At 64.7% G+C, this 23,704-nt stretch carries 21 protein-coding genes and 2 pseudogenes; 13 read left to right on the forward strand and 10 right to left on the reverse strand.

The features are described from left to right. The first annotated feature begins 1 nt into the window (after window position 1). A complete protein-coding gene (locus J4G38_RS19195) occupies window positions 2–691 on the forward strand; it encodes a TIGR02117 family protein (RefSeq protein WP_210518937.1) in 690 nt (229 codons plus the stop codon). 193 nt (window positions 692–884) lie between these two features. Here the strand turns inward: J4G38_RS19195 and J4G38_RS19200 are convergent, their stop codons facing one another. Next, window positions 885–1,133 carry a hypothetical protein gene (locus J4G38_RS19200; RefSeq protein WP_210518936.1) on the reverse strand — a complete coding sequence of 83 codons (249 nt, stop codon included), beginning with the start codon at window positions 1,131–1,133 and terminating at the stop codon, window positions 885–887. Window positions 1,134–1,364: 231 nt separating this feature from the next. Between J4G38_RS19200 and J4G38_RS19205 the strand changes: the two genes are divergently transcribed. From J4G38_RS19205 to J4G38_RS29220, 6 genes and pseudogenes are all read left to right on the forward strand, one after another. Beyond that, window positions 1,365–1,823 carry a LexA family protein gene (locus J4G38_RS19205; RefSeq protein ID WP_210518934.1) on the forward strand — a complete coding sequence of 153 codons (459 nt, stop codon included), beginning with the start codon at window positions 1,365–1,367 and terminating at the stop codon, window positions 1,821–1,823. A gap of 250 nt (window positions 1,824–2,073) precedes the next feature. Beyond that, window positions 2,074–2,325 (forward strand): HNH endonuclease signature motif containing protein, encoded by a 252-nt coding sequence (locus tag J4G38_RS19210; RefSeq protein WP_226163567.1) that lies wholly within the window; start codon window positions 2,074–2,076, stop codon window positions 2,323–2,325. Window positions 2,326–3,065: 740 nt separating this feature from the next. After that, window positions 3,066–4,307 (forward strand): annotated as a pseudogene (gene ltrA / locus J4G38_RS19215) (group II intron reverse transcriptase/maturase); the annotation flags it as partial. A gap of 188 nt (window positions 4,308–4,495) precedes the next feature. Beyond that, the gene (locus J4G38_RS29215) at window positions 4,496–4,768 is read left to right on the forward strand and encodes an HNH endonuclease (protein ID WP_226163571.1); all 273 of its coding nucleotides are present in this window, start codon (window positions 4,496–4,498) and stop codon (window positions 4,766–4,768) included. Between the two features lie 161 nt (window positions 4,769–4,929). Next, window positions 4,930–5,559: pseudogene (locus J4G38_RS28735) on the forward strand (Y-family DNA polymerase); the annotation flags it as partial. A 46-nt stretch (window positions 5,560–5,605) separates the two neighbouring features. Further along, window positions 5,606–5,782 carry a DUF4113 domain-containing protein gene (locus J4G38_RS29220; protein ID WP_226163569.1) on the forward strand — a complete coding sequence of 59 codons (177 nt, stop codon included), beginning with the start codon at window positions 5,606–5,608 and terminating at the stop codon, window positions 5,780–5,782. 3 nt (window positions 5,783–5,785) lie between these two features. Here J4G38_RS29220 and J4G38_RS19235 read toward each other — a convergent pair whose 3' ends face one another. The 3 genes from J4G38_RS19235 to J4G38_RS19245 all read right to left on the reverse strand — a co-directional run bounded on the left by J4G38_RS19235 (window position 5,786) and on the right by J4G38_RS19245 (window position 9,476). Then, window positions 5,786–8,629, reverse strand: coding sequence for a S8 family peptidase (locus J4G38_RS19235; protein ID WP_210518928.1), 2,844 nt, complete (start codon window positions 8,627–8,629; stop codon window positions 5,786–5,788). A gap of 199 nt (window positions 8,630–8,828) precedes the next feature. Continuing rightward, window positions 8,829–9,101, reverse strand: a complete 273-nt coding sequence (locus J4G38_RS19240; RefSeq protein WP_210518927.1) for a hypothetical protein — start codon at window positions 9,099–9,101, stop codon at window positions 8,829–8,831. Between the two features lie 84 nt (window positions 9,102–9,185). Beyond that, the gene (locus J4G38_RS19245) at window positions 9,186–9,476 is read right to left on the reverse strand and encodes a hypothetical protein (RefSeq protein WP_210518925.1); all 291 of its coding nucleotides are present in this window, start codon (window positions 9,474–9,476) and stop codon (window positions 9,186–9,188) included. A 191-nt stretch (window positions 9,477–9,667) separates the two neighbouring features. Here J4G38_RS19245 and J4G38_RS19250 point away from each other — a divergent pair, with 191 nt between their 5' ends. Next, entirely contained in the window at window positions 9,668–10,120 is a 453-nt protein-coding gene (locus J4G38_RS19250) for an energy transducer TonB (RefSeq protein ID WP_210518923.1), read from the forward strand. Between the two features lie 81 nt (window positions 10,121–10,201). Here the strand turns inward: J4G38_RS19250 and J4G38_RS19255 are convergent, their stop codons facing one another. Further along, window positions 10,202–10,762 (reverse strand): hypothetical protein, encoded by a 561-nt coding sequence (locus J4G38_RS19255; RefSeq protein WP_210518921.1) that lies wholly within the window; start codon window positions 10,760–10,762, stop codon window positions 10,202–10,204. A gap of 254 nt (window positions 10,763–11,016) precedes the next feature. Between J4G38_RS19255 and J4G38_RS19260 the strand changes: the two genes are divergently transcribed. Continuing rightward, complete coding sequence (locus tag J4G38_RS19260) at window positions 11,017–12,498, forward strand: L,D-transpeptidase family protein (RefSeq protein WP_210518919.1); 1,482 nt, start codon at window positions 11,017–11,019, stop codon at window positions 12,496–12,498. On the opposite strand, the gene J4G38_RS19265 is transcribed toward J4G38_RS19260, so the two are convergent. Then, complete coding sequence (locus tag J4G38_RS19265) at window positions 12,447–13,286, reverse strand: hypothetical protein (RefSeq protein ID WP_210518917.1); 840 nt, start codon at window positions 13,284–13,286, stop codon at window positions 12,447–12,449. The two genes, J4G38_RS19260 and J4G38_RS19265, sit on opposite strands and share 52 nt — an antisense overlap. Before the next feature lie 203 nt (window positions 13,287–13,489). Here J4G38_RS19265 and J4G38_RS19270 point away from each other — a divergent pair, with 203 nt between their 5' ends. After that, window positions 13,490–15,586: a TonB-dependent receptor family protein gene (locus J4G38_RS19270; protein ID WP_210518915.1), complete on the forward strand. Its 2,097-nt coding sequence runs from the start codon at window positions 13,490–13,492 to the stop codon at window positions 15,584–15,586. Between the two features lie 85 nt (window positions 15,587–15,671). On the opposite strand, the gene J4G38_RS19275 is transcribed toward J4G38_RS19270, so the two are convergent. Continuing rightward, a complete protein-coding gene (locus tag J4G38_RS19275; protein ID WP_210518914.1) occupies window positions 15,672–15,944 on the reverse strand; it encodes a hypothetical protein in 273 nt (90 codons plus the stop codon). 130 nt (window positions 15,945–16,074) lie between these two features. Next, window positions 16,075–16,527, reverse strand: a complete 453-nt coding sequence (locus tag J4G38_RS19280) for a hypothetical protein (RefSeq protein ID WP_210518913.1) — start codon at window positions 16,525–16,527, stop codon at window positions 16,075–16,077. Between the two features lie 130 nt (window positions 16,528–16,657). On the opposite strand from J4G38_RS19280, the gene J4G38_RS19285 reads away from it, so the two are divergent. After that, entirely contained in the window at window positions 16,658–16,933 is a 276-nt protein-coding gene (locus tag J4G38_RS19285) for a GNAT family N-acetyltransferase (protein WP_210518912.1), read from the forward strand. A 379-nt stretch (window positions 16,934–17,312) separates the two neighbouring features. Here the strand turns inward: J4G38_RS19285 and J4G38_RS19290 are convergent, their stop codons facing one another. Further along, window positions 17,313–19,658 carry an endonuclease gene (locus tag J4G38_RS19290; protein WP_210518911.1) on the reverse strand — a complete coding sequence of 782 codons (2,346 nt, stop codon included), beginning with the start codon at window positions 19,656–19,658 and terminating at the stop codon, window positions 17,313–17,315. Window positions 19,659–19,800: 142 nt separating this feature from the next. Here J4G38_RS19290 and J4G38_RS19295 point away from each other — a divergent pair, with 142 nt between their 5' ends. Together J4G38_RS19295 and J4G38_RS19300 are read left to right on the forward strand one after the other, a co-directional pair. Further along, complete coding sequence (locus J4G38_RS19295) at window positions 19,801–20,106, forward strand: rhodanese-like domain-containing protein (RefSeq protein WP_210518910.1); 306 nt, start codon at window positions 19,801–19,803, stop codon at window positions 20,104–20,106. A 101-nt stretch (window positions 20,107–20,207) separates the two neighbouring features. Continuing rightward, on the forward strand, window positions 20,208–21,533 hold the full coding sequence (locus J4G38_RS19300; RefSeq protein WP_210518908.1) for an NAD(P)-binding domain-containing protein: 1,326 nt from the start codon (window positions 20,208–20,210) through the stop codon (window positions 21,531–21,533). A gap of 2 nt (window positions 21,534–21,535) precedes the next feature. Here J4G38_RS19300 and J4G38_RS19305 read toward each other — a convergent pair whose 3' ends face one another. After that, window positions 21,536–23,473, reverse strand: a complete 1,938-nt coding sequence (locus tag J4G38_RS19305) for a RecQ family ATP-dependent DNA helicase (RefSeq protein WP_210518906.1) — start codon at window positions 23,471–23,473, stop codon at window positions 21,536–21,538. Between the last annotated feature and the right edge of the window lie 231 nt (window positions 23,474–23,704).

Raw genomic sequence — 23,704 nt, forward strand, 5'->3', positions numbered from 1 at the left:
TATGCACCCAGTCGTCCAGCAAACCGCCCGCATCGCCGGTTACGGGTTGATTTCCCTCGTCGGCATTATCATCCTGTACGTGGCGGCGGCGTTCGTGCTCTCGCGCATTCCGGTGGCCAGGGAGCGGCCCGATGCCGCGCTCACCGTGCCCGTGTTCCTGCACACCAATGGCGTGCACACCGACATCGTGCTGCCCATCAAAACCAGCCAGATGGACTGGAGCCAGCAGTTGCCCTTCGCCAACATCCCGTCGCAGGACACTACCATGCGCTACATCGCCTTCGGCTGGGGCGATAAGGGCTTTTACCTCGACACGCCCACCTGGGCCGACCTCAAGTTTCGCACCGCCTTCGTGGCGGCGTTCTGGCTGGGCTCGGCGGCCATGCACGCCACCTATTTCCACCGCCTGGAGGCTGGTTCCCAAACCATTCCGCTCCACCTCAGCCCGGCCGAATACGCCCGGCTCATCGCCTACATCCAGCAAAGCTTCGCGCTCGATGCCGCCGGCCGCGTCCAGCACATTGCCGGCCACAGCTATGGCCCCGACGACGCCTTTTACGAAGCCCACCGCGTGTACAGCTTCCTCTACACCTGCAACACCTGGACCAACAATGCCCTGAAAGCCTGCGGCCAGAAAGCCTGCCTCTGGACGCCCTCCGACAAAGGGATTTTCCACGTCTACGGCCGCTGAAGCAGAGACGCAATAGGTTGCGTCTCGTCGTTGCTGATGTTGTTATAACTGTGCGGTGCGACGTGGTTCCGGTCGTTCAACGACGAGACGTAACCTATTGCGTCTCTACCTCCAAAAGCCCGAACACAAACCGGCCCCGCTGGCAACGAAGCCAGCGGGGCCAAAAGGAATACAGCAAACCGGCCGGCGCGGCCTAATTCAACCACACGTCCGCCACTTGCTCGAAGCGGTGGGCGGCGAAGGCACCATACGGGCGTTCGGCATAAAAACCAAGCACATGGACCTGAGGCTGGCCGGTACGCACGTGGGGCAGCACGCGCACGGCGTACACCCGGCCGGCCTGGGGCCAGTCGCCAACGTAGTCGGCTGGGCGTTGCGCATCGTTCACACAACGGGCAAATTGCTGCAGGGGCAGCGGCGTGGGGAGCTTTACGTTTGACATACCCAAAGATAAGGATTTTATGTAAACTAAAAAAGTTGGAAAAAATATTTTTTAGGCTTTTTCAGAGAGAATATAACCTAAAATATTGAATCAACATGATTTTCCCATGAAGCAGCCTGATGTACGACTGGGCGTTATTTTCGGATTTGGAGTAGTGCAGAAAACAATTTACTAAATTAGTTAGCAAATAGCATCTCCTAAGCGCATTTACATAGACGCTGGGGCAGTCGTATGCTTGCACACTTTCACGATTTTATTTCGGCCTCTTTGGTAGACACTCGGGAATTGCCGTTGTTCGGTTGCCCGGTGCCGGCGGGTTTTCCTTCGCCGGCCGACGACGACCTCGACGCCCCGTTCGACCTCACGCGTCACCTGTTTCGCAACCCGGCGTCCACGTTTCTGGCCCGCGTCAGCGGCGATTCGATGACCGGAGCCGGCATTCACCCCGGCGACCTCGTGGCCGTGGACCGGGCCCTGCGCGCCCGGCACGGCAGCATCGTGGTGGCCGTGGTGGAGGGCGAGCACACCATCAAGCGCCTGCAATTGCGCGCCGGCCAGCCCTGGCTGGTGGCCGAAAATGCCCGCTACCCGCCCCTGGCCGTGGACCGCGACGCGGGCCTGGCGGTGTGGGGCGTGGTCACGCACGTCATCCATTCGCTGGGCGATTATCGGGTAGTCGGCGTTCGGTAGCAGCAACTGATAATTCATTGTTGAGCAAAAGTATAATATCTGATTTTTGACTGTGTCCGAAAACGCTGAATGCCGGGTATGCATCTGGGTCTTTAGCGGCGAGGCGGTCAAACAGGACGGCAGCATGATTCGCCCCCACCTGTTTGCCCTGTCGGACGTGAAAATCCGACGGCACATCTCCCTCAAAGAGGAAGCCAACCCGTTTGACGTCTGATGGGAACTGTATTTCGAGCAACGGCTGACCCAGCAAATGCAGCAGACCTTTCGGGGTCGGCGGCAACTGGCGTATCTCTGGCAGCAGCAAGGCGGGCGCTGTCCCGTCTGCGCCGAGCTTATCACGGAGCAAACGGGCTGGCACAACCACCACCTGCGGCCCCGGGTGCTCGGCGGCAAAGACACGTCGGAAAACCGGGTACTGTTGCACCCCGATTGCCACCGAAAGGTGCATAGTCAAGGGATTCAGGTAGAGAAACCGCGTCCGGCGAAGGCCGGGTATTGGTGAGGCGTGAGCCGTATGAGGGGAAACTCTCACGTACGGTTCTTGGAGGGGTGGAGGGCAGCAATGCCCTCCGCCTACTCGACTACGTTTCCTGCGAGCAGGTTTTCGCGCCGCAGCTGGCGGGCCGGCCCGTGTTAGTGCTCTCGAATAATGACGGGTGTGCGCGACTTGTTGCCTGTGAACTAACTAAGCAGGCGTTCTTTAGCTCGGGCTAAAGAATAACCATCTGTCTGGTGCAGCGTTCAATTTGCTGCCGCCCTGATGAGCGGGCGAAAACGCTTTCCCCACTTACCCGGCGTGGCAATCCGGGTGGGTGAAGCGGGAAAGAACGCGGGTACGCCGGAGACTGGCCGGTTATCCCCGCAAGTGTGAAAGCATGCGTAAGAATTCTGAATCCACTACTCATCGTTACGTTGAACAAGCTTAGCCAGTATGACAAGCTTGCCCAAAAGGGAACGGTTGTCGGGCCGTGGTAATGCGTTTCCGACCACGGCCGCTCATTCACAGCACAACCCGGTGACCACGTGGGACGCTACCCTTTCGTGAAACAGACAGATGGAACAAGGAAACCACGGAACGGCTCTGCTTCGGCAGTGGGCCGCCAGCTATACGCCGGCCCGTGGCAGGATGGCGCAAAAAGCCAACGCCGCCGGGAAAGCCGGCGGATACGCCCACTTGCGCCCGTTGTGTATCGATAAATGCAGTCAGTAGCAGTCAAGACGATGGACACTGTGACGCCACAGATGGAGGAATGGAAGGCCTTGCCCTGGAAGCAATTCCAGCGCACGGTTTTCAGACTGCAAAAGCGCATTTATCAGGCCAGCCTCCGGGGGGATACCCGCCAGGTGCGCCAACTCCAAAAACTATTGAGTAAATCCCGGGCGGCCAAGTTGTTGGCCGTTCGCAAAGTCACCCAGGACAACCAAGGCAAACGCACGGCCGGCATCGACGGGGTGAAGTCGCTCACCGACAACCAGCGCCTGCGGCTCAGCCGTCGGCGCTCGTTTCGGTGCGCGGCCAAGCCCCTGCGGCGGGTCTGGATACCCAAGCCGGGCTCCACCGAAAAGCGCCCGTTGGGCATTCCCGTCCTGCGGGACCGGGCCTTGCAGGCCCTGGTCAAGCTGGCGCTGGAACCCGAATGGGAAGCCCGGTTCGAGCCCAACAGCTACGGCTTCCGGCCCGGCCGGTCGGCGCACGACGCCATCGGGGCCATTTACAACGGCATCAACCAGCGGGCCAAATGGGTGCTGGACGCCGACCTCGAGCAGTGTTTTGACCGCATCGACCACGCGCGGCTCTTAGCCAAAGTGGCCACCATGCCCTTGTTTCGTCGCCTGCTCAAGGGCTGGCTACGGGCCGGGGTGATGGAGGGCGAGGTCTTTCAGCCGGGGGCAGCCGGCACTCCCCAAGGGGGTGTCATCTCGCCGCTGCTGGCCAACATCGCCCTCCACGGCATGGAAACGGTCATCCAGACGCACTTCCGACAGAAGCGCATCAGCCCCACCCGCCTGAGTCCGAAAGCAACCCTGATTCGCTACGCTGACGACTTCGTGGTCCTCCACGAAGACCGCGCCGTTATCGAAGCGTGTCGGGAAATACTAGCGGACTGGTTGGCGCCCTTGGGACTGGCCATGAAACCGGCCAAAACGCGGGTGGTGCACACGCGGCACCACGCACCGGAACACCCGGCCGGGTTTGATTTCCTGGGCATGAGTGTCCGGCAATTCCCGGTGGGGCGCACCCACACGGGAAAAAGCCCCCGAGGCATCCCGTTGGGATACAAGACGCTAATTAAACCCTCCCGCACCGCGCAGCAGCGCCACGACCGCCGACTACACGAAATCGTGTACTGGCAGCGGGACTCGCCCCAGGCCGCCCTCATCCGGGAACTGAACCCGGTGATACGGGGCTGGTGCACCTACTACGCGGGCGTGGTGGCCAAAGACGTCTTCTCCCGGCTGGATTACAGCCTCCACCACAAGCTCCGCCGCTGGCCACGCGTCGGCACAGCGGCAAGCACAAACGCCGCATCGTGCACAAATACTGGCGACTCGAACAAGGCAGCTGGAAATTCGACACGCCGCAAGGCGTGCGGCTGCGGACGCACAGCGTCAACCGTATTAAACGACACGTCAAGGTGGCGGGCAGTCGCTCCCCCTTCGATGGCAAGTGGGTGTACTGGGGCGCCCGGCTGCGGGAGTACCACGGCCTGGACCGGCGCACCAGTGCGCTGCTCAAACGGCAGGCGGGGCGATGTGCGTGGTGTAAGCTCTGCTTCACGGACACGGATGTACTCGAAAAGGACCACCGTGTACCCCGAATATGCGGCGGAAAGGAGGAGTCGGCGAACCTGCAACTGCTGCACCGGCACTGTCATGACCAAAAGACAAAGCAGGACGGCAGTATGGCAGCCCGCAGTAGCGGTGCACAACGAGGAGCCGTGTGAGGTGAAAGTCTCACGCACGGTTCTGAAGTGGCAGCCGGGGGAGCGATTCCCCGGCTGACCATAACGTGATTTCGCGCTCCGACGAAGCCAAGGCCCTGGGCCTGAAAATGGGCGAGCCGTACCATTTGGCGCGCCCGCTGCTGGAGTAGCACCAGGTGCGGGTGTTTTCGACCAACTATGGCCTGTACGGCGACATGAGCCGGCGCGTAGTGCGGGTGCTGGGCGGCTTTGCGGCGGGCGTGGAAGTGTATTCCATCGACGAAGCCTTCCTGGATTTGCAGGGCATGAACCTGCTGGCGCCCGATTTGCTGGCCTATGGCATTCGGATGCGAAAGACGGTGAAGCGGGATACCGGCATTCCTGTCTGCGTCGGCATCGCGCCCACCAAAACGCTGGCTAAACTGGCTAACCGACTGGCCCGCAAGCAGGGTGCCAACGGCGTGCTGCTGCTCGAAACCGCCGCCCAGTGGGAAGAAGCCCTGGCCCAGGCGCCCGTAGCAAGCATCTGGGGCGTGGGCCGGCGCTATGCCCACAAGCTGCAGGAAATGGGCACTGTGACGGGTGCTGGCCTGGCCGCGCACTTGGTGACGGTGATTTTGGGCACGGATAAGTACGCGCCAACTGCCGGCCCCAAAACTCACACCGCTGCCGTGAGCCTGCCCGTGGGCACCAACGACAGCAGCGCCCTCACGCAAGCCGCCTTGCAAGGCTTGCACCGCCTGCGCCGCCCCGGCGTGGCCTGCCATCGCGCCGGGGTGCTGCTCAGTGGCCTGGAACCCGCTGGCCAAACGCAGCTGGGTCTGTTCGCGGCCCCCATTGCCGCGCAGCCAGCAGCTGATGGAAACCCTGGACGCGCTCAACGCCCGGTTTGGCTGGCAGCTGGTGCGGCTGGCGGCGGCGGGGGTTGCCAAAAACTCAGCAGGCCAGCCCAAAATGCCCGTTTGGGCCGGCCGGGCCGCCCATTGCTCGCCCCTGTACACTACCGGTTGGGATGAGCTATGGGAGTTGCACTGAGCCTTAGCGCACCACTACCGTCCGGGCCAGTAGGCCGCCGACACCTTGCGCCTGCACGGTGTAGAGCCCCGGTGCCAGCTTGGCAACGTTCAGATTAACGGAGCTTCCACTTGCGGCCTGGTGCATAGCCACGCGGCCCAGCGCATCCAGCACACGCACTTCGGCCAACCCAAAAGCTGGCGGTACTTCCACCCGCAGCAAGCCGGTGCTGGGGTTGGGGTACACGTTGAAGCCGGCGGCCAGCGTCGTGAGCCGTGTGGGCAGCAGCGTAGCATAAACCTGCGCCGCCGCATCGGCGGAGGCTTGCAGCTGCGCCAGGGTAGGAGCGGCCAGTAGCGCGAAGGCCACCGTGGTGGAATCGCCGGGGGCAAGTTTGGCCAGGCGGGTGCCCACTACTTGCACCACATCGGCGCCGTTGGGCAGGCCGGCGGTGCGCTGGGCGCGGGCGGTGCCGCTGCTCAGGGCAAGGAATTTTTCGGCGAGGGAGAAGCCGTCGGCCAGGCGGATGGGGCTGCCGGCCGGGGCGCTGCTATCGATGGAATACACGGCCGGGGTCCCGCCCCGCAGCAGCCGCACGCCGGCATAAACGGGGGGTGAGATGGCCGCCGAGGATATGCCCAAAGGGTAGCAATAGCCCAGGGTGCGGGTGCTGTCCCAGGCGGCGGCGTTTTTGCCCGCTCCGTCGGGAGTAGGCAGGTCCCAGTCGGTGAACAAGCCGGCATAAAGCGGCTTCAGGGTATCGGCGGTAATGTTTTTGAGCGAATATTCCAGCACCACGAAATCGCGGCGGCCGGGCGTGTCCCAGGCGTAGGCGCGCTGGCGCACGGCCACGCCCACGCTGCGTACGCGGCTGCCCGCCACCGGCACCGTGTCCTGAAACGCCACGCGGGCTTCCTGGGCGGCGCGGGGGCCGGGCTGCTGGCGCGTGGCCTGGTTCAGGGAGAAAAACGACTGGCGCGACTGCGAGCCGCTGGCGCGAATTCGGTCCGATACGCGGGTGGGGCTGGCGGCCAGCAGCAGGCCGCCTTCGCTCAAAATGTTGCCGCTGGCGCGGTATGTCACGCCCGCCCCGATGGTGCCGGTCAGGTTGTCGTAGGCCAAGTTGCCGCGGCTGGTGAGCGTCACGGCCAGGTCGTTGGCGTTGAGCACCACATAGTCGGGGTTCAGCACGAGGTCCACGTACTGGTCGTACTGGAAGCCGCCGGTGGCCGTGAGGCGGTAGCGCAGCGTGGCCGTGGTGTTCAGCGGGATGGTGCTGGCAGCCACGGCCACCCGGAAGGGCGTGGCGGCGTTGGTGGCGCGGCCCAGCGTGGCCAGGCTGCCCACCGCGAAGCTGCCCTGCTGCACCGTGAGGTAGGGCGAAAGCGAGGTGAGCGTGACCGTGAGCCCGGCCACGGGCAGCAGTAGGTTCTGCACGTCCACGGTCAGGCGCGTGGTGTCGCCGGGGGCATAGGTGGCACGGGCCGGCGCGAAGGTGCTGGTGAGCACGCGGGCTTCCTGGCGGGTGGTTTGGGTGAGGGCCTTCAGCACGTTGAGGCGGCCGGTGCCCATGCGGCCGGCCCAGGCGGCGTTCACGGGCAGGCCGTCGATGTTGTCGGTGGTTTGGCGCAGCTGGGCCGCCACTTGCGCCGCCGTGAATTGCGGGAACTGCCGCCGCACCAGCGCCGCCGCCGCCGCTACCAGCGGCGCGGCAAACGAGGTCCCGCCCACGGCAATGTAGTCGCCATCGGCCGGCCCGGTCGAGGTGGCGGCGTGGTAGCCTTGGGTGGTGAGGATGCTCACGCCCGGCGCCACCAAATCGACGCGGTGGTTGAAGGTGGCGTTGGGGCTTTTCTGGTCAGTGTTCTGCACCCCCGATACCGAAATAACGTGGTCGTAGGAAGCGGGGTAGAACAGGATGTCGGCGCTGGTATTACCGGCGGCGGCCACCAGCACGGCGTCGCGGTTCACGGCGGCGTAGTTCATGGCGTCCTGCTCCAGGCGCGAGTAGCCGCCCGGCGCGCCCCAGCTCATGTTGATGATTTGGCAGCCGTGGTCGGCGGCATATACCACGGCCTCAATGCCGGCAAAAACGCCGGTGGGCGTGTTGGGGTAAATATTCAGTGGCAAAAACCGGCACCGGTTGCCCAGCCCGGCAATGCCCAGGCCGTTGTCGGTGCGGGCGGCGGCGATGCCTGCCACCAGCGTGCCGTGAATGATGGTGATGTCGTAGCCGGAGTCGTTGTCGTTGTCGGCCAGGTCCCAGCCGGTGAAATTGTCCACGTAGCCATCGCCGTCGTCGTCAATGCCGTTAATCGGGTCGGCGTAGTTGTGCTTAATCTGCTGGCGCAGGTCTTCGTGGGTGAGGCGCACCCCGCCGTCGGTGATGGCGATGACGATGGAGCTGTCGCCGCGGGTCACGTCCCAGGCGCGGTAGGCCTGGATTTGCTTGAGGTAAAACTGGCCGGTGGCGATGTTGGTATTGGTGGAATCCGCCATCGGGTCGGTGGGCTGATACAGCGGCTCGCGGATGTAGAGCGGCTCCACGTACTCCACCGCGCCGGTGGCCAGCAGCACGGCGCGGGCCTTGGCCAGGGTGAGGGCGGGCGGAACATGAAACTGAAAGATGCCGCGCAGCTCCACGCTGCCGGGCCTTTCGGGGCTGGGGGCGAGGGCGTGCGGAAATTTCTGCTGAAAGCCAAAGGCCCCGAGCGTGCTAAACGCGGCTTCCAAAGCCGCTTGCGACTGGCCGGGCCGCAGCTTCAGCACCAGGCGGCCGGGCACGGTGGGCGGCGCGGCACTCACGCGCAGCGGGCCAGCCAATCCAATTAATGAAAAGAATAACAATATACGTAACGTGTTTTTCATCAGGCAGAAAGCTATAGGTTACCGTGGTAGTAAAGATAGCCCCATACGCAGCGCTCCCGGTGCGCGGACGGCCCGGCGCCGGGAAAAATCAGCGAAAAAATGCGGTGCCGGGCCGCAAGCTGTTCCGAGCCGAGCCAAACTGCAAAAGCCCGGCCTTCGCCGAGACGAAAGCCGGGCTTTTGCAGGCAGTGGCAATTCCCTACTTGGCTTTGCCAAAGCCGTTGCCCTTGCTGAATTTGTAGGGCTTGTTGGCTTTGGCAGTCTTGAATGTGGTTGACTTGTGAGGCGTCAGGTCGATAATGGGGCGCTTGCTTTCGCTTCGGAAATGGGCTTTGTCGTTTTTGCCCCTGCGTGCTTCCGAATTGTGGGCAAACGCGCGTTTAGGCCGCAGTTTGGGCTTCGATTGGGCAGCAGCCTGGTTGGTGAGCCCAATGCAAAGCATAAACAAGGCGAGGGGAAGGAATTTTTTCATGTCAATGGCAATGAAGAAGTTGAGAGTGTCTGGAAGGTTGTTTTATGATGGATTAGGTGTTGCCGCGCTGCGTGCCGAACCGGTTTACAGCAGGGCCTGCACGTCGTCGTCCAGCGAATCGATGCCGTGCCGGATTTGCTTCCATACGCCGGGTTCGGGGCCCTCGGGCGGCGCGGGGGCCTGGTTGAGCTGCTCGGCCAGTTGGGCGCGCTTGGCTTCGAGGGCTTCGGCGTGCTGCTGATAGGTATTGGCCGAGCCGGCGGCCGTGGCGTGGGCCCGGTTGTGCAGGGTCTTTATCTTGGCATCCAGCCCGTCGAGCGCCTGGCGCAGCTGAGCTTCGGATAAATGGGGAGCGCGCGGGTTCGGAGCGGACATGGGACGGGCGGGGCAAATACAACGAATGCAACGTAGTGTACTGTGGTTCGGCTGGAAAAGATACCCTCGCCGCCGAGTTGGCGCGGGCCGTATTGCCACCATTAGCGTAACAAAAGGATAATTCTGGGTGAGCCGGGCCATTGAATGGCGCTGGTAGCTTTGTAAAATAGAACTTTATCCGGCCTCAGCTTATGCTTCGCTATTTTGCGCTTATCTGCGGACTAATGGCCGGAGCCATTGGCGGAGCTGATGCCCAAACGGCCTCATCGGTTGTCTTGCCCCAAACCGACGGCGGTGCCAGTACCACCAAGCCGGCCCCGGCGGCCCCCACCATCTATTTCACCGCCGACGAGATGCCCACCTTCCCGGGCGGCGACGCGGCCCTGCTCAAGTTCCTGGGCAGCAAGCTCAACTACCCCGCCGCGGCCCTCGACCGCAACCTCTCGGGCAAAGTGTACCTCACCTTCACCGTCGACCCCGAAGGCCACCTGCACGACCCGCGTGTGGTGCGCGGCCTCGGCTCCGGCCTCGACGAAGAGGCCCTGCGCCTCGTGCGCCTCATGCCCTGGTGGAACCCCGGCAAAATCCACGGCCAGCCCGTGTGGGTTACCCTGACCATGCCCATCGTCTTCCGGGCGCTGTGAGGTCAGGTAGCAATTAACAGCGAGCAACGAACAATGAGCAGTTGCCAGACGGTGAATGGTTTGCCGTTGATTGATAGCTGCTCATTGTTCATCGCCAAATGACCTGGGGATGCCCAACTCCCGCGCCAGTGGGGCGGCCCCGGATTGCCAGAGCGCGGCCAGCACGGCGTTGGCGGTTTCGGCCAGCTCCAGGTGGTAGTCCTCGTGGAGGCGGGCGGTTTGTTTCAGGGCTTCGTGGGTGCGCCTGGTGAGGTGCTGGAGGAGTGGCTGGGTGGGGCCGTGCAGGCGGGCCGTGGCCTCGGGCTGGTGCCGGAATACGTTGGCCAGCAGGCGCCAGCTGAGCTCGATTTCGCCAAAGGCATCGTCGGTGATGCGGGCGTGGTAGGCCAGCCGGGCCTGGAGCTGCCGCAGAATCACGAGCAGGTCGTTGGGCGTTTGGTGGTAGCCGCGCACGGGGTCATCGACCTGGGCACGCAGGGCGGCACGGCGGTTTTCCAGCGCATCGGGGCCTTCGAGCAGGCGGAAGGCCAGCTGCTCGGTGAGCACCGCATCCTGCGCCACGAGGCTGGCCAGGAGCTGGTCTTTTTCTTTCTGGGAAAGCTGGAAAAGCGCGTTGCGGAGGTTGGGCGGGAGGGCAGGCATGGGGCGGGAAAGGGCAGGGCGGGAGTCATCGGCAGCCGGGCAGATGTCCCGCGCCGGCCACCAGGCTGCGATGGGCTAAGATAGCAGCCCGGCGGCTGGCCGATGCTAAGAAAATACGGCGTGGCCAAAGGCTGGGGGCCTCAGCGAAGCAACGTTCTAATGAGTGGGTGCCCAGCGGATTATTGATTATATTTATATACAACTCGCTGTTAAGCTCCGCCTTAGTGCCAACACCTCTACGCGTTAACCTGTGCTTGCTTGGAGGTTGCCTGGGCCTGTGGCTGGCCGGGGCAGGTTGCGGAGCTGTGTCGCGGCCGGTGCTGACCAGTGCGCCGCCCGAGGAGCCGGTAGTGGCGGCCGCCCCGGCTTTGCCCGAGCCCCCGCCGGTGCCATCGGTGGCCGCCCTGATTCAGGCCGAGCTCGACACCTCGGCCGGTGGTGCCCGCGCCGCCGATGGACGCCTGGGCCTGCAGGCCGGAGCCGAGGTGCGCGCCCTGTACCGCCTGGCCGGCGCGCCGGCCTGGACGGCTGCCGACAGCCTCGGCGGCAATGCGGCGGCGGCCCTGGCGCTGCTGGCCCGCGCCCCCGAGCACGGCCTGCGCCCCACCGACTATGGCCTGCCGCGCCTGCTGGCCCTGCGCGACTCGTTGGCCCCGGCCGCTGCTTCGGCCCCCGATGCGGCCGCGCGGGCCCGCCGGCTGGCCCGGTTCGACGTGTACCTCAGCGACGCGGTGCTGGCCTTCATGCGTGACCTGCGGCGCGGGCGCCTGCGCCCCTACACCGCCCTGGTCCGCGAAAAAGCGGGCCAGCATCCGGCCATGGCCCTGCGTGCCGCCCTGGTCGCCGGCCGGGTGCCGCAGGCCATGCTGGCCGGCCAGCCCGCCAACCGCGAATACCGCCAGCTGCAGCAGGCACTGGCCCGCTGGCTGGCCCGGCTGGGCTCGCCCGATTCGGTGGCCCGGCACCAGGCCCGGTATGAACAAGTGGCGCTCAACCTGGAGCGCTGGCGCTGGGAGCCCATCGGCCGGGACGACGAGTACCTGCTGATTAACCTGCCCGCCTTCGAGCTGCAGGTGGTGGCCTGCGACTCGGTGCTGCGCCGCTTTCGGGTGATTGTGGGCAAGCCCGAAACGCCCACGCCCACGCTCAGCAGCCGCATCAAGTACTTCACGCTGGCTCCCACCTGGAACGTGCCCTATTCCATTGCCTCGCAGGAAATGCTGCCCCGCCTCAAGGAAGACCCCGGTTTTCTGAACGATAATAACCTGGAGCTGTACGACGGCCGCAACCGCCGGCGCAACCCCTGGCGCATCGATTGGGAACGGGTCACGGAGCAGACTTTCGTGTACAACATCCGCCAGTCGGCTGCCTTCGATAATGCGCTGGGCAGCATCGTGTTTCGGTTTCCCAATGCCCACTCCGTGTACCTGCACGACACGCCCTACCGCCGGCTGTTCGCGCTGCCCAACCGGGCCCTGAGCCACGGCTGCATCCGGCTGGAGCACCCGCGTGAGCTGGCGGCCTACCTGCTGCGCCGTGAAGGCCGCCGCGACCCGCTGCCCAGCCCCGCCGAAGCCCGCGAGGCCGACCCCCAGGACGTGACTTTCACCCGCCCCATGCCCGTCTACATTCGCTACGCCACCTGCAGCGCCGAAAAAGGCCGCCTCCGCTTCCTGCCCGATATTTACCAGCGCGACGAGGTGCTGCGCCAGGCGCTGTTCGGCACCTTGCCGTAGCGGGCGAATCTGATTTCAAACGTAGCACTGCGCCAAGCCGAGCAGGCGGTGAGAAGCATCAGGAAGTGCAGCACCCAGGACCATTCCGGGCGGGCCAGCAATTGCCAGCTTTTGGAAAGCTGCTGGGTTTGGGGCCACCAATTGGTGGCGGTCAGACGGGACCACAAATCCGGCTGTGGGAGTGGCGCTGGCGGAAGTAGAAGCTCGTCGAGTGCGGCCGGCGGTGAGGGTGGGGTGCTCAGCAGCGGGTCCGTCCAGCGCTGGCGGTGAAGGCTGCCATTGAAGGCGTAAAATGAGGTGCGATTGCGAAAATCCCGGGCATCAAAAAAATACTTCCTGATGTTGTGTTGGTTCATCAGGTCAAGCACCAACACCAGCGAGGCGTAGCGGGCATGAGCGCCAAACACAACGCGCAGCCCGTTGCTGGTCGGTAGGTCGTCCGAACCCAGCGCCAGCGAGCGCAGGGCCATTTTTATTTCGTGAGCTGCCCGGTTGTCGAGGGCCGGGCCCTGCCCGAACTCCACGGTAAACCAGGTGCGGAGGTGGGGCAGGGTGGAGTAGCGCAGCTGGGGCTCGCGGTGTGCATAGCCATACGCGTGCGGCATCGGCCAAATGATGTCGGAGGAAGACAGCGGCGGCATGGTAAGCTGCATTACGCTATGGCGTTTCAGCTGTTCCGGGTGGCTGCTCAGGGCTACGCAGCCCAGCCACAGCAGGCCCGCCAGCGCCAGCAGGCCCGGCGGGAACAGTAGCTTGCGGCGGTGGCGGCGGGGCAGGTGGAGGTGCATGAGCGCAGGGGAAAGCGGGCGGCGGAGAAACGCGTATTTGCGTCTCGTTGGTGAACATGCTGGTCGTGGGGACGGCGTTATCGTTCAACGACGAGACGCAACTATGCGTCTCTACGGCCGCGAAAATTTGTGCGGATACGCTGTCTTTCGGCAACAATTCCCGTACCCCGCTGGTCTGCGTCGTTGTGCCTTCGTTGCAAATCATGCCCCACCGTTACCTGCTGTTTTTGTTGCTGTGGCTGCCGCAGCTACCCACCCGCGCCCAAACGCGGCCCGATACCACCCGCGCCGTGGCCCTGCCCGAAGCCACCGTGACCGGCTACGGCCAGCAGTTGCCGCTGCGCCGCACCGCCGCCGCCGTGGGCGTAATTGATGCCCGCACGATTGAGCAGTTCAGCCCCGCCGCGCTCACGCAGGTGGTAAACACGCTGCCCGGCGTGCGGCTGGAAGAGCGGGCCACGGCCAGCTACCGGCTCAGCATCCGGGGCAGCACGCTGCGTTCGCCCTTCGGGGTGCGCAACGTGAAGGTGTACTACAACGGCATTCCCTACACCGACGCCAGCGGCAGCACCCCGCTGAACCTGCTCGACCCCGCCATCATTGGGCGAATAGAAATACTGAAGGGGCCGGCCGGCAGCGTGTACGGCGCGGGCACGGGCGGCGTGGCCCTGTTCGGCACGCCGGAAGTGGCGGCGGGCAGCAGCCGGGTTTCGGCGGGTGGCACCGTGGGCAGCTACGGGCTGCGCCGCAGCACTGTCACGGCCGAAACGGGCAGCGCCACCAGCAGCATCCGTGCGCAATATGCCCACCAATCGCTGGACGGCTACCGCCAGCAAAGCGCGCTGCGGCGCGATGTTTTTGCGCTGGATGCCCGCACCGTGGCCTCGCCCAAAACCACGCTGGCGGCCCACCTGCTCTACACCGACATCAGCTACCAGCTGCCCGGCGGCCTCACCCGCGCCCAGTTCGGGGCCGACCCGCGGCAGGCGCGGCCGGGCACGGCCACTGCGCCCGGCACGGTGGCGCAACAGGCCTTTTATGCCTCGCGCACGGGCTTGCTGGGCCTCACGCACGAGTATAAGTTTACCGATAAGCTGGAATTGCAGACCACGCTTTATGGCAGCGGCACCACCATTCACACGCCGTATTTGGTCGATTACGAGAGCAATGTGGCGGTGGGCGCGGGCGGGCGCACGGCCCTGAGCTACCGCACCGCGCTGGCCGGGCGGGTGCTGCGGCTGCAGGGCGGCGGCGAGTTTCAGGCCAGCTTCACCGACGGGCGCAGCTATGTGAACAACGGCGGCACGCCCGGCGCGCTGCGCTACGACGACGAAATCACGACCACCACCGGCTTCGTCTTCGCCCAGGCCGACTACAGCTTGCCGGCCGACCTGCTCCTAACCGTGGCCGCCAGCTACAACCGCCTGCACTACGGCATCGAGCGGGTGAGCGACGCCGTCGCGAAACCCAACGCCTACCGGTTTGCCCGCGATTTCCAGCCCCAGGTGTCGCCCCGAATCGCGCTGCTCCGGGAGTTTAGCCCGAACCTGTCGGTGTACGCCAGCGTGAGCACCGGTTTCTCACCGCCGACTACCGACGAAATCCGCACCTCCGATGGCAGCCTGAATGGCGACTTGCAGGCCGAGCGCGGCACCAGCTACGAGGTGGGCACGCGCGGCAATTTCTTCAGCAACCAGCTGCGCTACGAGGTGAATGTATTTGACCTGGAGCTGCGCCAAACCATCGTCAGCAGCACCACCGACCAGGGCATCGTGGTGTTCCGCAATACCGGCAGCACCCACCAGCGCGGCCTCGAAGCGGCCCTGAGCGGCTGGCTGTGGCAGGCAGCGGCGGCCGAGGCTGGCGCCAATCCCCCGGGCCTGCGCGCCTGGGCCAGCTACGCTTACAACGACTTCCGCTTCGGCAGCTACCCCAGCGGCAGCGCCGATTTGAGCGGCAACCGCCTCACCGGCACCACGCCGCACACGCTCAGCGAGGGGCTCGATTTCAGCGAGCGCCAGGGCCTTTACTTCAGCCCCAGCCTGAGCCACCAGGCCCGCGTGGTGCTCAACGACGCCAATACCGAAGAGGCCGCCGGCTACTGGGTTTTCGGGGCGCGGGGTGGGTGGCGGCGCATCCTGGCCGGGCACCTCGAAACCAATATCTACGCGGGCATCGACAATGCCACGAACCGCAGCTACAGCCTCGGCAATGATTTGAATGCCTTTGGTGGGCGGTACTTCCAGCCGGCGCCGGGGCGGGCCTGGTACGGCGGCGCGCAGCTGAGCTGGCGGTGGTAGGGGAGGCGCTTGCCGTGGCCCGCGCCCCTACAAAAAAGCCCCGGCACTGCGCAGTGCCGGGGCTTTGTCACATTACTAACGTGTCTTAGCTCTGCTCTTCGGGCAGGGTGAAGGCGCGGTCGCTCGGGTCGGTGAGCTCCTTGGGGAGGTTATCGGAAGAGGCGGGAGCGGGGCCATTGGCCGCGTTTATTTCCTGAGTTTCGGAGCGGAGGGAGTCGTCCATCTCGTCGGCTTTTTCCTGGCCGGAGGAGTTGTTGTCGTCCAGCTGCTGGCCGTGGGTGGCCGCGTCGAGCATGGGAGTGGAGGCCCCGTCTTCGGAAGGCTCATCGGCGGCGGGGTTGTTAGGGTTTGTGGACATGGGGGCAATTAATAGTGAACAGTGAACAATTAACAGTGAACAATTAACAGTGAGCAGTTATCAGGAGATGGCAAGCAGGAGCTATTAATTGCTCACTGTTCACTGTTCACTGATAACTGCTCACTGCAAATTATTTATTGTCGGCGGACTCTTCGCGGGTGTTGTGGGTGCCGCCGCCGGCGTAGCGGGGGTCGTCCTTGCTCCAGGCGGCGCGCTGCTCGTCGGTGTCGGCATGCTGGGCGGCGCGCACGGCGGCGGGGTCCTGGTTCTGCTCAACGTGGCCGGGCTGGTCCTCCGGGTTATCGGGCGCTTTCTGGGCGTCCTTCTCGCGGTTGCGAAATTCGCTGAACTCGTCGGGGTTGTCGTTGGCGCCGCTCCGGCCGGGGGGGGGACTGGCGGCCACCGGGGCGTGGGTAGCCGCCAGGGGACCAGAAGCGGGCACGCCGCCGAATTCGCCGTAATTGGGGCTGGCGGCCTCTACTGCCGGGTCGTTGGGGTTGAGCTTGGCGGTGGCGGCGCGGTCTTGCTGGTCGTAGGGGCGGGAATCGTCGGCCGGCAGCAGGGGAGGGTTTTGCGTATCCATGGGGAAAGAAGAAAAAGGTGTAAAACCAAACGGGCCGGGCCCGTCTTTCTCTTCCTGTACGCAATTCGGCCGCCGCCGTTCATTTCCGAGCGCGGAGCTTACTTTACTCCCATCCCCAACGCGCATCAACATGGCCATTCAGCACGACACCGAAAACCAGGAATTCACCACCACCCGCGACGGCCACGAAGCCGAGCTCGCCTACGCCCGCCCCGCCGAGGGCCTCATCGATTTCACCCACACCTTCGTGGACGAGGCCCTGCGCGGCCAGGGCGTGGGCGAGGAGCTGGCCCGCACCGCCCTGGCCTTCGCCCGCGACAATAAGTTGAAAGTTAAGACCACCTGCACCTTCATGGCCGGCTTCGTGCAGCGCCACCACGACGAGTACGCCGACCTGCTGGCCTGAGACGGGCGGCTCGCTGGCGCTGCCGCCCCGGTAGCCACCAGCCGTAAGGTGCCCTGCGAGAGAGCCGCCAGGCATCCTACGGCTCGTAAGGTGCCTGACGGCCCTCTCGCAGGGCACCTTACGGCCCGTTGGCAGGGTGCCGGCTCGTTGGCAGAGCCCCCTACGAGCCGTAAGGGGCTTGCCAGCTCTTTTGTATGAGGCCTTACGGGCCATCGGCGGGGGACGGCGCCTTTGCCTGACACCCGTCGGTCCGGGGGCGAGTTGCCGGGTTCTGGGAGAGCCCGGGAGGGACAAAAAACAGGTCGCTATTCACGAAAAAGCCCCCGTTCGCATGAACAGGGGCTTTTCACTTCATAGGTCTGGGGCCTGACCGGCGGCGCTATTGCACCACCACGCGGCCGGTGTACTCCACCTCGGCGCACAGCACGCGGATGGCGTAGAGGCCGGCGGGCAGGCCGCGCAGGTCCACCTGCACGGCATCGGTGGCGCTGAGCTGGGCGGCGCGCTGGCGCACGGAGCGGCCCAGCATATCCAGCACTTCCACGGTGGCGGGGCGGGCAGAGGGCACGCCGGGCAGGCGCAGCTGCACGGTTTCGGTGGCGGGGTTGGGGTAGATTTCGAGGGCGTTGCGCAGCACGGTGGCGGCGCGCGTGGCCGTGGGGATGAAGCAGGCCGAGCTCACGTAGCTGCCCACGCCGGCGTAGTTGTCCACGCCGCCGGCGCTCCAGGTCACGCTGCCGTTGGGGCCGTTCCAGCGGCCGCCCTGGCTGGTGGTGGGCTGGCGCACGAGGGTGTTGTTGGTGGTCGAGCCGTTGGGCACCACCCAGCCGCCGGTGGGCGGCGTCTGGCCAATCACGCCAATCACGTCGAGCGTGTCGGTGCCATCAAACAGGGCAATGGAATGCGCCCCGCTGAAGTAGCAGACGTTGGAATTCAAATCGACCTGCGCCTGGGTGGCCGCGTCGGTCACGACGGTACTGTTGCCAATCACGTACACATCGCCGGGGGCAATGCTGCCAGTCAGCGCCTGGGTGAAGTTGGGGGTGGTCGAGCCCGCGTTGTAGAGCACCACGCGCTTGCCGGCCAGCGGCATGGGCGCCAGGGTGGGGTTATAAATCTCCAGCACCTTGGTGTTGCCCACCTGCGACTCCACGTACTGCGAGAAGTAGGGCTTGGTGCAGGGCGAGCCGGCCGGGGCCGCGTCGTCGTTCAGAATCGTGAGGGTGTGGGCATTGGGCGGGCCCACGATGACGGTGGCGTTCGAGGGCGTGCCCAGGCGCAGGCGCACCGTTTCGTTGGGCTCAAACGTCACGTCGCCGTTCACGGTCACGCTCACGGTTTGGGTGAGGGCCGTGCTGCTGAAGGTGAGGCTGGTGGTGTTCAGCACATAATCCGAAGGCGTGGTGGCGGTGCTGTTGGCCACGTCCACGCTCACCGGCACGGTGAAGGAGCCGGTGGGCAGGGTGCCGGCGGCCGTCACGCTCACGGTGTAGGTGCTGGTGCCGGCGTTGCCCTCCGGAATGGTGCCCCCGGCCGAGGCGAAGGCCACGGTAGGCGCGGGGCCGTCGTCGTTGGTGATGGTGAGCGTGTGGGTGCCGGGGCTGCCCACGCTGGTGCCGGTGCTGGCGCTGGCCAGGGTCAGGGCCACGGTTTCGTCGGCTTCGGGCTGGGTGTCGCCGTTCACGGTCACGGTCACCGTCTGGGAGGTGCTGCCGGCCGGGAAAGTCACGGTAGCAGGCGAGGTGAAGGCAAAATCGGTGCCGAGGGTGGCGGTCGAGTTCGCGGCATCGAGGCTCACCTGCACGGTGGTGGCCGTGGTGGCAGCCGGGGCCAGGTTCACGGTGAAGGTGTAGGTGCTGGTGCCGGCGTTGCCTTCCACGAGGCTGCCGCCGGTGGCGGCGAAGCTGAACACCGGGCCGGGCGGCGCGAGGCCCCAGGCCACGGCCACGCTGGCGGGGTAGGCAATGTAGGGGTTGAAGTTGCCCTGGCTGGCGGCCACGCGGTTGTTGCGCTCAATCTCGTGGGCGTCCACCGGGTCGGCGAGGTGCCAGGCGTAGAGCGTGTTGATGTCGGCCACGGCGCTGATGCTGTTGTGGCCGGTCGCAATCAGGTCGGGCTGATTGGCGTGCATCGTGTAGAAGTAGAAGATGGAGCGGGCCACGTTGCCCTTGTGGTCTTCGCGGGGCTCAAACTGGGTGTTGGTGTCCTCGCTCCACTCGGCCAGGTTGGCCGTGGGGATGGTGGCCTGGCTCACGAGGCCGCGCATCCAGGTCTGGGTGGTGGCGTCGGGGATTTCGGCGTAGGGGTCCGAGCCGCGCAGGTTGTTCCAGGTGTCGTAAGTGGGGTAGAGGTGGTGCATGTCGGAGCGCATGCGCACCGTCTGGTTGAACCACGACTGCGGCACGGTGTGCTCGCAGTTGATGCGGCTGACCACGGTGGTGCTGGTGTTGGTGGCGCTGTAGGGCACCGTTTCCTGGTAGCCCGAGTACACGCAGGTCACCAGGTTGTTGTAGTTGTCGGCGTAGTTATACATTTTGCCGCGGGCGGTGGCGTAGCTCAGCTCCACGCGCTTGCCGGTGTACCAGTTGTCGATGTACCAGGTGCGCAGGGCCTGGCCCGACAAGCCGGCGGGCGGCGCGGGCGGCATGGGCGGCACGGTTTGGGCCTGCAGCACTGCGGGCACAAGCGCCAATGCTACCAGCAACGAAGCGAAAAAGTGTTTCATGAAAAAGATTGAGAGGGGAGGTAAACCGCAAAGATAGGAATTTGGCCGTGCGCCGCTGACTGTCCGCCCATTACCAAACCAATAAGACTTCGGCCGTACTTTCGCCCTCCTTATTCCCCATCTTTCTCCTTACCCACTCCCCATGGCCGATATCACCCCCATCGAACTCCACCAGCGCCAGCAAGCCGGCGAAACGCCCACCATCATCGACGTGCGCGAGCCCTGGGAATACGAGGAAGCCCGCATGCCCGGCGCGCAAAACATTCCCCTCAGCTCCCTGCCCGAAAAGCTCGACGACATCGACGAGTGGAAGAACCAGGAAATCATCGTGCACTGCAAGAGCGGCAATCGCTCGGCCTCGGCCAAGGCCTACCTCACCCAGCAGGGCTTCACCAACGTGCGCAACCTGGTGGGCGGCTTCCAGGCCTACATGGCCGCCGGTATCTAGCCGCAGTTCCCCCGAAAACCAGCGCCGCAACGCGGCGGCACCTCCGTCGGGAGTTGTGCCGCCGCGTTGCGGCGCCGGCCGTTTTTGGCTATCTTTCTACCATGTCAGCAGCGGAAAAAATCTGCCTCATTGGCGCGGGTTCTACGGGCCTCACGGCGGCCAAGGCCCTAAAGGAAGCCGGCCTGCCCTTCGACTGCTTCGAGAAAGGCTCGGCCCTGGGCGGCAACTGGCGCTACGGCAACGACAACGGCCTGTCGTCGGCCTACCGCTCGCTGCACATCAACACCAACCGCGAAATCATGAGCTATTCGGACTTTCCCATGTCCGCGCAGTACCCCACGTTTCCGCACCATTCGCACATCATCCGCTATTTCGAAGAGTATGCCCGTCACTTCGGCGTGGCCGATTTGATTACCTACAACACCGAAGTCACCGGCGTGCGCCCCAACCCCGACGGCTCCTGGCGCGTGGCCACCCGGCCCCGCGCCGGCACCCCGCACGAGGACGATTACCGGGCCGTCATCGTGGCCAACGGCCACCACTGGAGCCCGCGCTACCCCGAGCCGCCCTTCCCCGGCCACTTTACCGGCGAAACCCTGCATGCGCACTTCTACCGCACCCCCGACCAGGTGGCGGGCCGCAACGTCGTCATCGTAGGCATCGGCAACTCGGCCGTCGACATTGCCTGCGAAGCCGCCCGCCAGTACGGCGGCCAGGTCACCATTTCGACCCGCAGCGGCGCCCACATCCTGCCCAACTGGCTCTGGGGCATGCCCTTCGATTCTCTGGCCTCGCCCTTTACCAGCAAGCTCCCCCTGGCCCTCCAACGCCTCGTGCTGAAAGCTGCCCTCTGGCTGGCCCACGGCAACCAGGAGCAGTACGGCGTGCCGCGCCCCCAGCGCGCCCTGCTCATGGAGCACCCCACGCTCTCGCAGGATTTGCTGAACCTGGCCGGCCGTGGCCTCATCCAGTTCAAGCCCAACATCCGGGAGCTGCAAGGCGATAAAATCCTGTTCGAAGACGGCAGCACCCTGCCCGCCGACCTGCTCATCTACGCCACCGGCTATAAAGTCTCGTTCCCCTTCTTCGCCCCCGATTTCCTCAACGTGGAGGCCCAAAATAATCTGGAACTGTACCGCCGCGTGGTGCACCCCGACCACCCCGGCCTCTATTTTCTGGCCTTCATTCAGCCGCTGGGAGCCATCATGCCCCTGGCCGAAATTCAGGCCAAATGGGTGGCCCAGCTGCTCACCGGCCAGTGCCAACTGCCGTCGCCCGCCGCCATGCGCCAAAGCATTGCCGCCGACAAAGCCGCTCTGTCCCGCCGCTACGGCCCGTCCCCGCGCCACACCATGCAGGTCGATTTCTACCCCTATAAAGAGCTGATTGAGGAGGAAATCCGGCAGCACGCAACGGCCAAAGTGTGAGGTCACGCCACCACCAGCCGCCCATCGGCCGCGTAGGCCAGCTCGCCCCGGTCCACCATTTCGCGCACGGCGGCGGTAATGGCCGCCGCATCCTTAGGCGGAAACGCGGCCAGCAATTCCCTCGGCGACGCCGCCGCCTGGCGCAGGTGTTGCAGCAGCGGCTCGCGTAGCGAAGGGGCCTCGGAAGTGGCCTGGGCCGTTTTTTTCTCCGCCAGGCAAATATCGCACACCCCGCAGGGGGCCGGGTCGGCTTCGTCGAAATACGTGAGCAGCAGTATCTGGCGGCAGCGGGTGCCGGCCAGGTAGTGGCCCACGGCGTTGGTTTTGGCGCGGGCCAGGTCGCGGGCGGCGGTCATGCGCACCTGGTCGATGGGCAGCTTGGGCGCATCAAAGCGCGGCGTGGTGAACATGGCCTGCGGCGACTCCTGCCGGGGCTGGTAGTGCAGAATCCCCGCCGTGTGCAGGTAGCGCAGCTGCTGGCGCACTTCCACCACGCTGCGGCGTAGGTGCGTGGCCAGCGCATTTTCCGAAATGGCCTGGAAATCGGCAAACAGCTCGCCGCCGTGCAGCCGCAGCAGGGCCTTTATCAGCAAATCGTGCTGGGCATTGGCCACCTGGAAGGCGTACAAATCCTGGTGGTTCATTATCAGGTGCACCCGCGCCGGGCTGTTCACGGCCTCGTTCAATTGCACGAAGCCCTCGCGCTGCAAAATCTTCAGCGAATTGTGCGCGTCCACCGCCTTGATGCGGTAGGTTTCGGCAAACTGCTGCAAGTCGAAGTCGAACGCGGCCAGCTCGCCGCCGCCCACCGCCGTGCGCGAGTAGTTGGCCAGCGCCTGGTACACGCGCCGCACCGTATCCAAAGGTGGAAACGCCTGGTTGGTGCGGCGGCGCAGCTCGTCGGCATCGTTCGGGCCAGCCAGGAGCACGGCGAAGGCGTACTGCCCATCGCGCCCGGCGCGGCCGGCTTCCTGGTAGTAGGCCTCCAGCGTATCGGGCGCGTCGAGGTGGGCCACGAGGCGCACGTCGGGCTTGTCGATGCCCATGCCGAAAGCGTTGGTGGCCACGATGAGCCGGACTTTGTCCGCAATCCAGTCCTGCTGCACCTGGGTGCGCTTTTCCGAGGGCAGGCCCGCGTGGTAGGCCGCCGCCGAGAACTTGTGCAGCTGCAAAAACGCCGCCGTGTCCTCCGTCTGGCGCCGCGTGCGGGCGTACACGATGCCGGTTTTGGTGGGCCCCACGCCGCGCACCACTTCCAGCAGCCGGCGCAGCTTGTCCTCGGTATGCAGCACTGAATACGACAGCTTGGGCCGCGCAAAACTCTGCCGAAACACGCCCGCGCCCGGCCGAAACTTCAGCTTCTCCACGATATCGGCCTGCACCTGCGCCGTGGCCGTGGCCGTAAGGGCGATAACCGGCACATCCGCCGACAGGGCCTCCCGCAGTTCTGCGATGCGCAGGTACGGCGGCCGGAAATCGTAGCCCCACTGCGAAAGGCAGTGGGCTTCGTCCACGGCCAGCAGGCCCACGTTCATCTTTGCCACCCGCACCTGGAACAGCTCCGTGAGCAGCCGCTCGGGGCTCACGTACAGGAATTTCACGTTGCGGCCATACACGCAATTATCCAGCGCATGGTCGATTTCCTGGTGGCTCATGCCCGCGTAAATGGCTTCTGCTTTCAGCCCGCGCTTGCGCAGGTTGTCCACCTGGTCCTTCATCAACGCAATGAGCGGCGACACCACGATGCAGATGCCGGGCAACGCCAGGGCCGGCACCTGGAAGCAGATGCTCTTGCCGCCGCCGGTGGGCAGCAGCGCCAGCGTATCGTGCCCGCCCAGCACGGAATTGATAATATCCTCCTGCCCCGGCCGGAACGCCGTGTGGCCCCAATGCTCCTTCAATAGAGCCAGTGGCGAGGTTTCGGTAGGAGCGGAGGACATAGGGCGAAGGTACTGCCTCGTTTTTATGCACCAGTTGCTTTCCTTCTTACCGCAATTCAGTAGTCTATTACGTCAACGAAAAGAACCAGAAAGCGCATTAGCTAAGGAGTTCACGAAACTCATTCCTGCTTCGAGTTTCGTAAACTTTGAAAAGTGAACGAGTTTCTTAAACTCAATCTGGATAATCGGGTACATTCGCCAAGCTGAAAATTCCCATTTGCAGCGGTTCAC

The organism is Hymenobacter terricola, assembly GCF_017921975.2.
Lineage (GTDB): Bacteria > Bacteroidota > Bacteroidia > Cytophagales > Hymenobacteraceae > Hymenobacter > Hymenobacter terricola.

Excerpts from the sequence above, each read along its gene's own strand:
- J4G38_RS19195 (WP_210518937.1), top strand. The coding sequence starts at position 2 with ATGCACCCAGTCGTCCAGCAAACCGCCCGCATCGCCGGTTACGGGTTG.
- J4G38_RS19200 (WP_210518936.1), bottom strand. The coding sequence starts at position 1,133 with ATGTCAAACGTAAAGCTCCCCACGCCGCTGCCCCTGCAGCAATTTGCC.
- J4G38_RS19205 (WP_210518934.1), top strand. The coding sequence starts at position 1,365 with ATGCTTGCACACTTTCACGATTTTATTTCGGCCTCTTTGGTAGACACT.
- J4G38_RS19210 (WP_226163567.1), top strand. The coding sequence starts at position 2,074 with ATGCAGCAGACCTTTCGGGGTCGGCGGCAACTGGCGTATCTCTGGCAG.
- J4G38_RS29220 (WP_226163569.1), top strand. The coding sequence starts at position 5,606 with ATGGAAACCCTGGACGCGCTCAACGCCCGGTTTGGCTGGCAGCTGGTG.
- J4G38_RS19235 (WP_210518928.1), bottom strand. The coding sequence starts at position 8,629 with ATGAAAAACACGTTACGTATATTGTTATTCTTTTCATTAATTGGATTG.
- J4G38_RS19240 (WP_210518927.1), bottom strand. The coding sequence starts at position 9,101 with ATGAAAAAATTCCTTCCCCTCGCCTTGTTTATGCTTTGCATTGGGCTC.
- J4G38_RS19245 (WP_210518925.1), bottom strand. The coding sequence starts at position 9,476 with ATGTCCGCTCCGAACCCGCGCGCTCCCCATTTATCCGAAGCTCAGCTG.
- J4G38_RS19250 (WP_210518923.1), top strand. The coding sequence starts at position 9,668 with ATGCTTCGCTATTTTGCGCTTATCTGCGGACTAATGGCCGGAGCCATT.
- J4G38_RS19255 (WP_210518921.1), bottom strand. The coding sequence starts at position 10,762 with ATGCCTGCCCTCCCGCCCAACCTCCGCAACGCGCTTTTCCAGCTTTCC.
- J4G38_RS19265 (WP_210518917.1), bottom strand. The coding sequence starts at position 13,286 with ATGCACCTCCACCTGCCCCGCCGCCACCGCCGCAAGCTACTGTTCCCG.
- J4G38_RS19270 (WP_210518915.1), top strand. The coding sequence starts at position 13,490 with ATGCCCCACCGTTACCTGCTGTTTTTGTTGCTGTGGCTGCCGCAGCTA.
- J4G38_RS19275 (WP_210518914.1), bottom strand. The coding sequence starts at position 15,944 with ATGTCCACAAACCCTAACAACCCCGCCGCCGATGAGCCTTCCGAAGAC.
- J4G38_RS19280 (WP_210518913.1), bottom strand. The coding sequence starts at position 16,527 with ATGGATACGCAAAACCCTCCCCTGCTGCCGGCCGACGATTCCCGCCCC.
- J4G38_RS19285 (WP_210518912.1), top strand. The coding sequence starts at position 16,658 with ATGGCCATTCAGCACGACACCGAAAACCAGGAATTCACCACCACCCGC.
- J4G38_RS19290 (WP_210518911.1), bottom strand. The coding sequence starts at position 19,658 with ATGAAACACTTTTTCGCTTCGTTGCTGGTAGCATTGGCGCTTGTGCCC.
- J4G38_RS19295 (WP_210518910.1), top strand. The coding sequence starts at position 19,801 with ATGGCCGATATCACCCCCATCGAACTCCACCAGCGCCAGCAAGCCGGC.
- J4G38_RS19300 (WP_210518908.1), top strand. The coding sequence starts at position 20,208 with ATGTCAGCAGCGGAAAAAATCTGCCTCATTGGCGCGGGTTCTACGGGC.
- J4G38_RS19305 (WP_210518906.1), bottom strand. The coding sequence starts at position 23,473 with ATGTCCTCCGCTCCTACCGAAACCTCGCCACTGGCTCTATTGAAGGAG.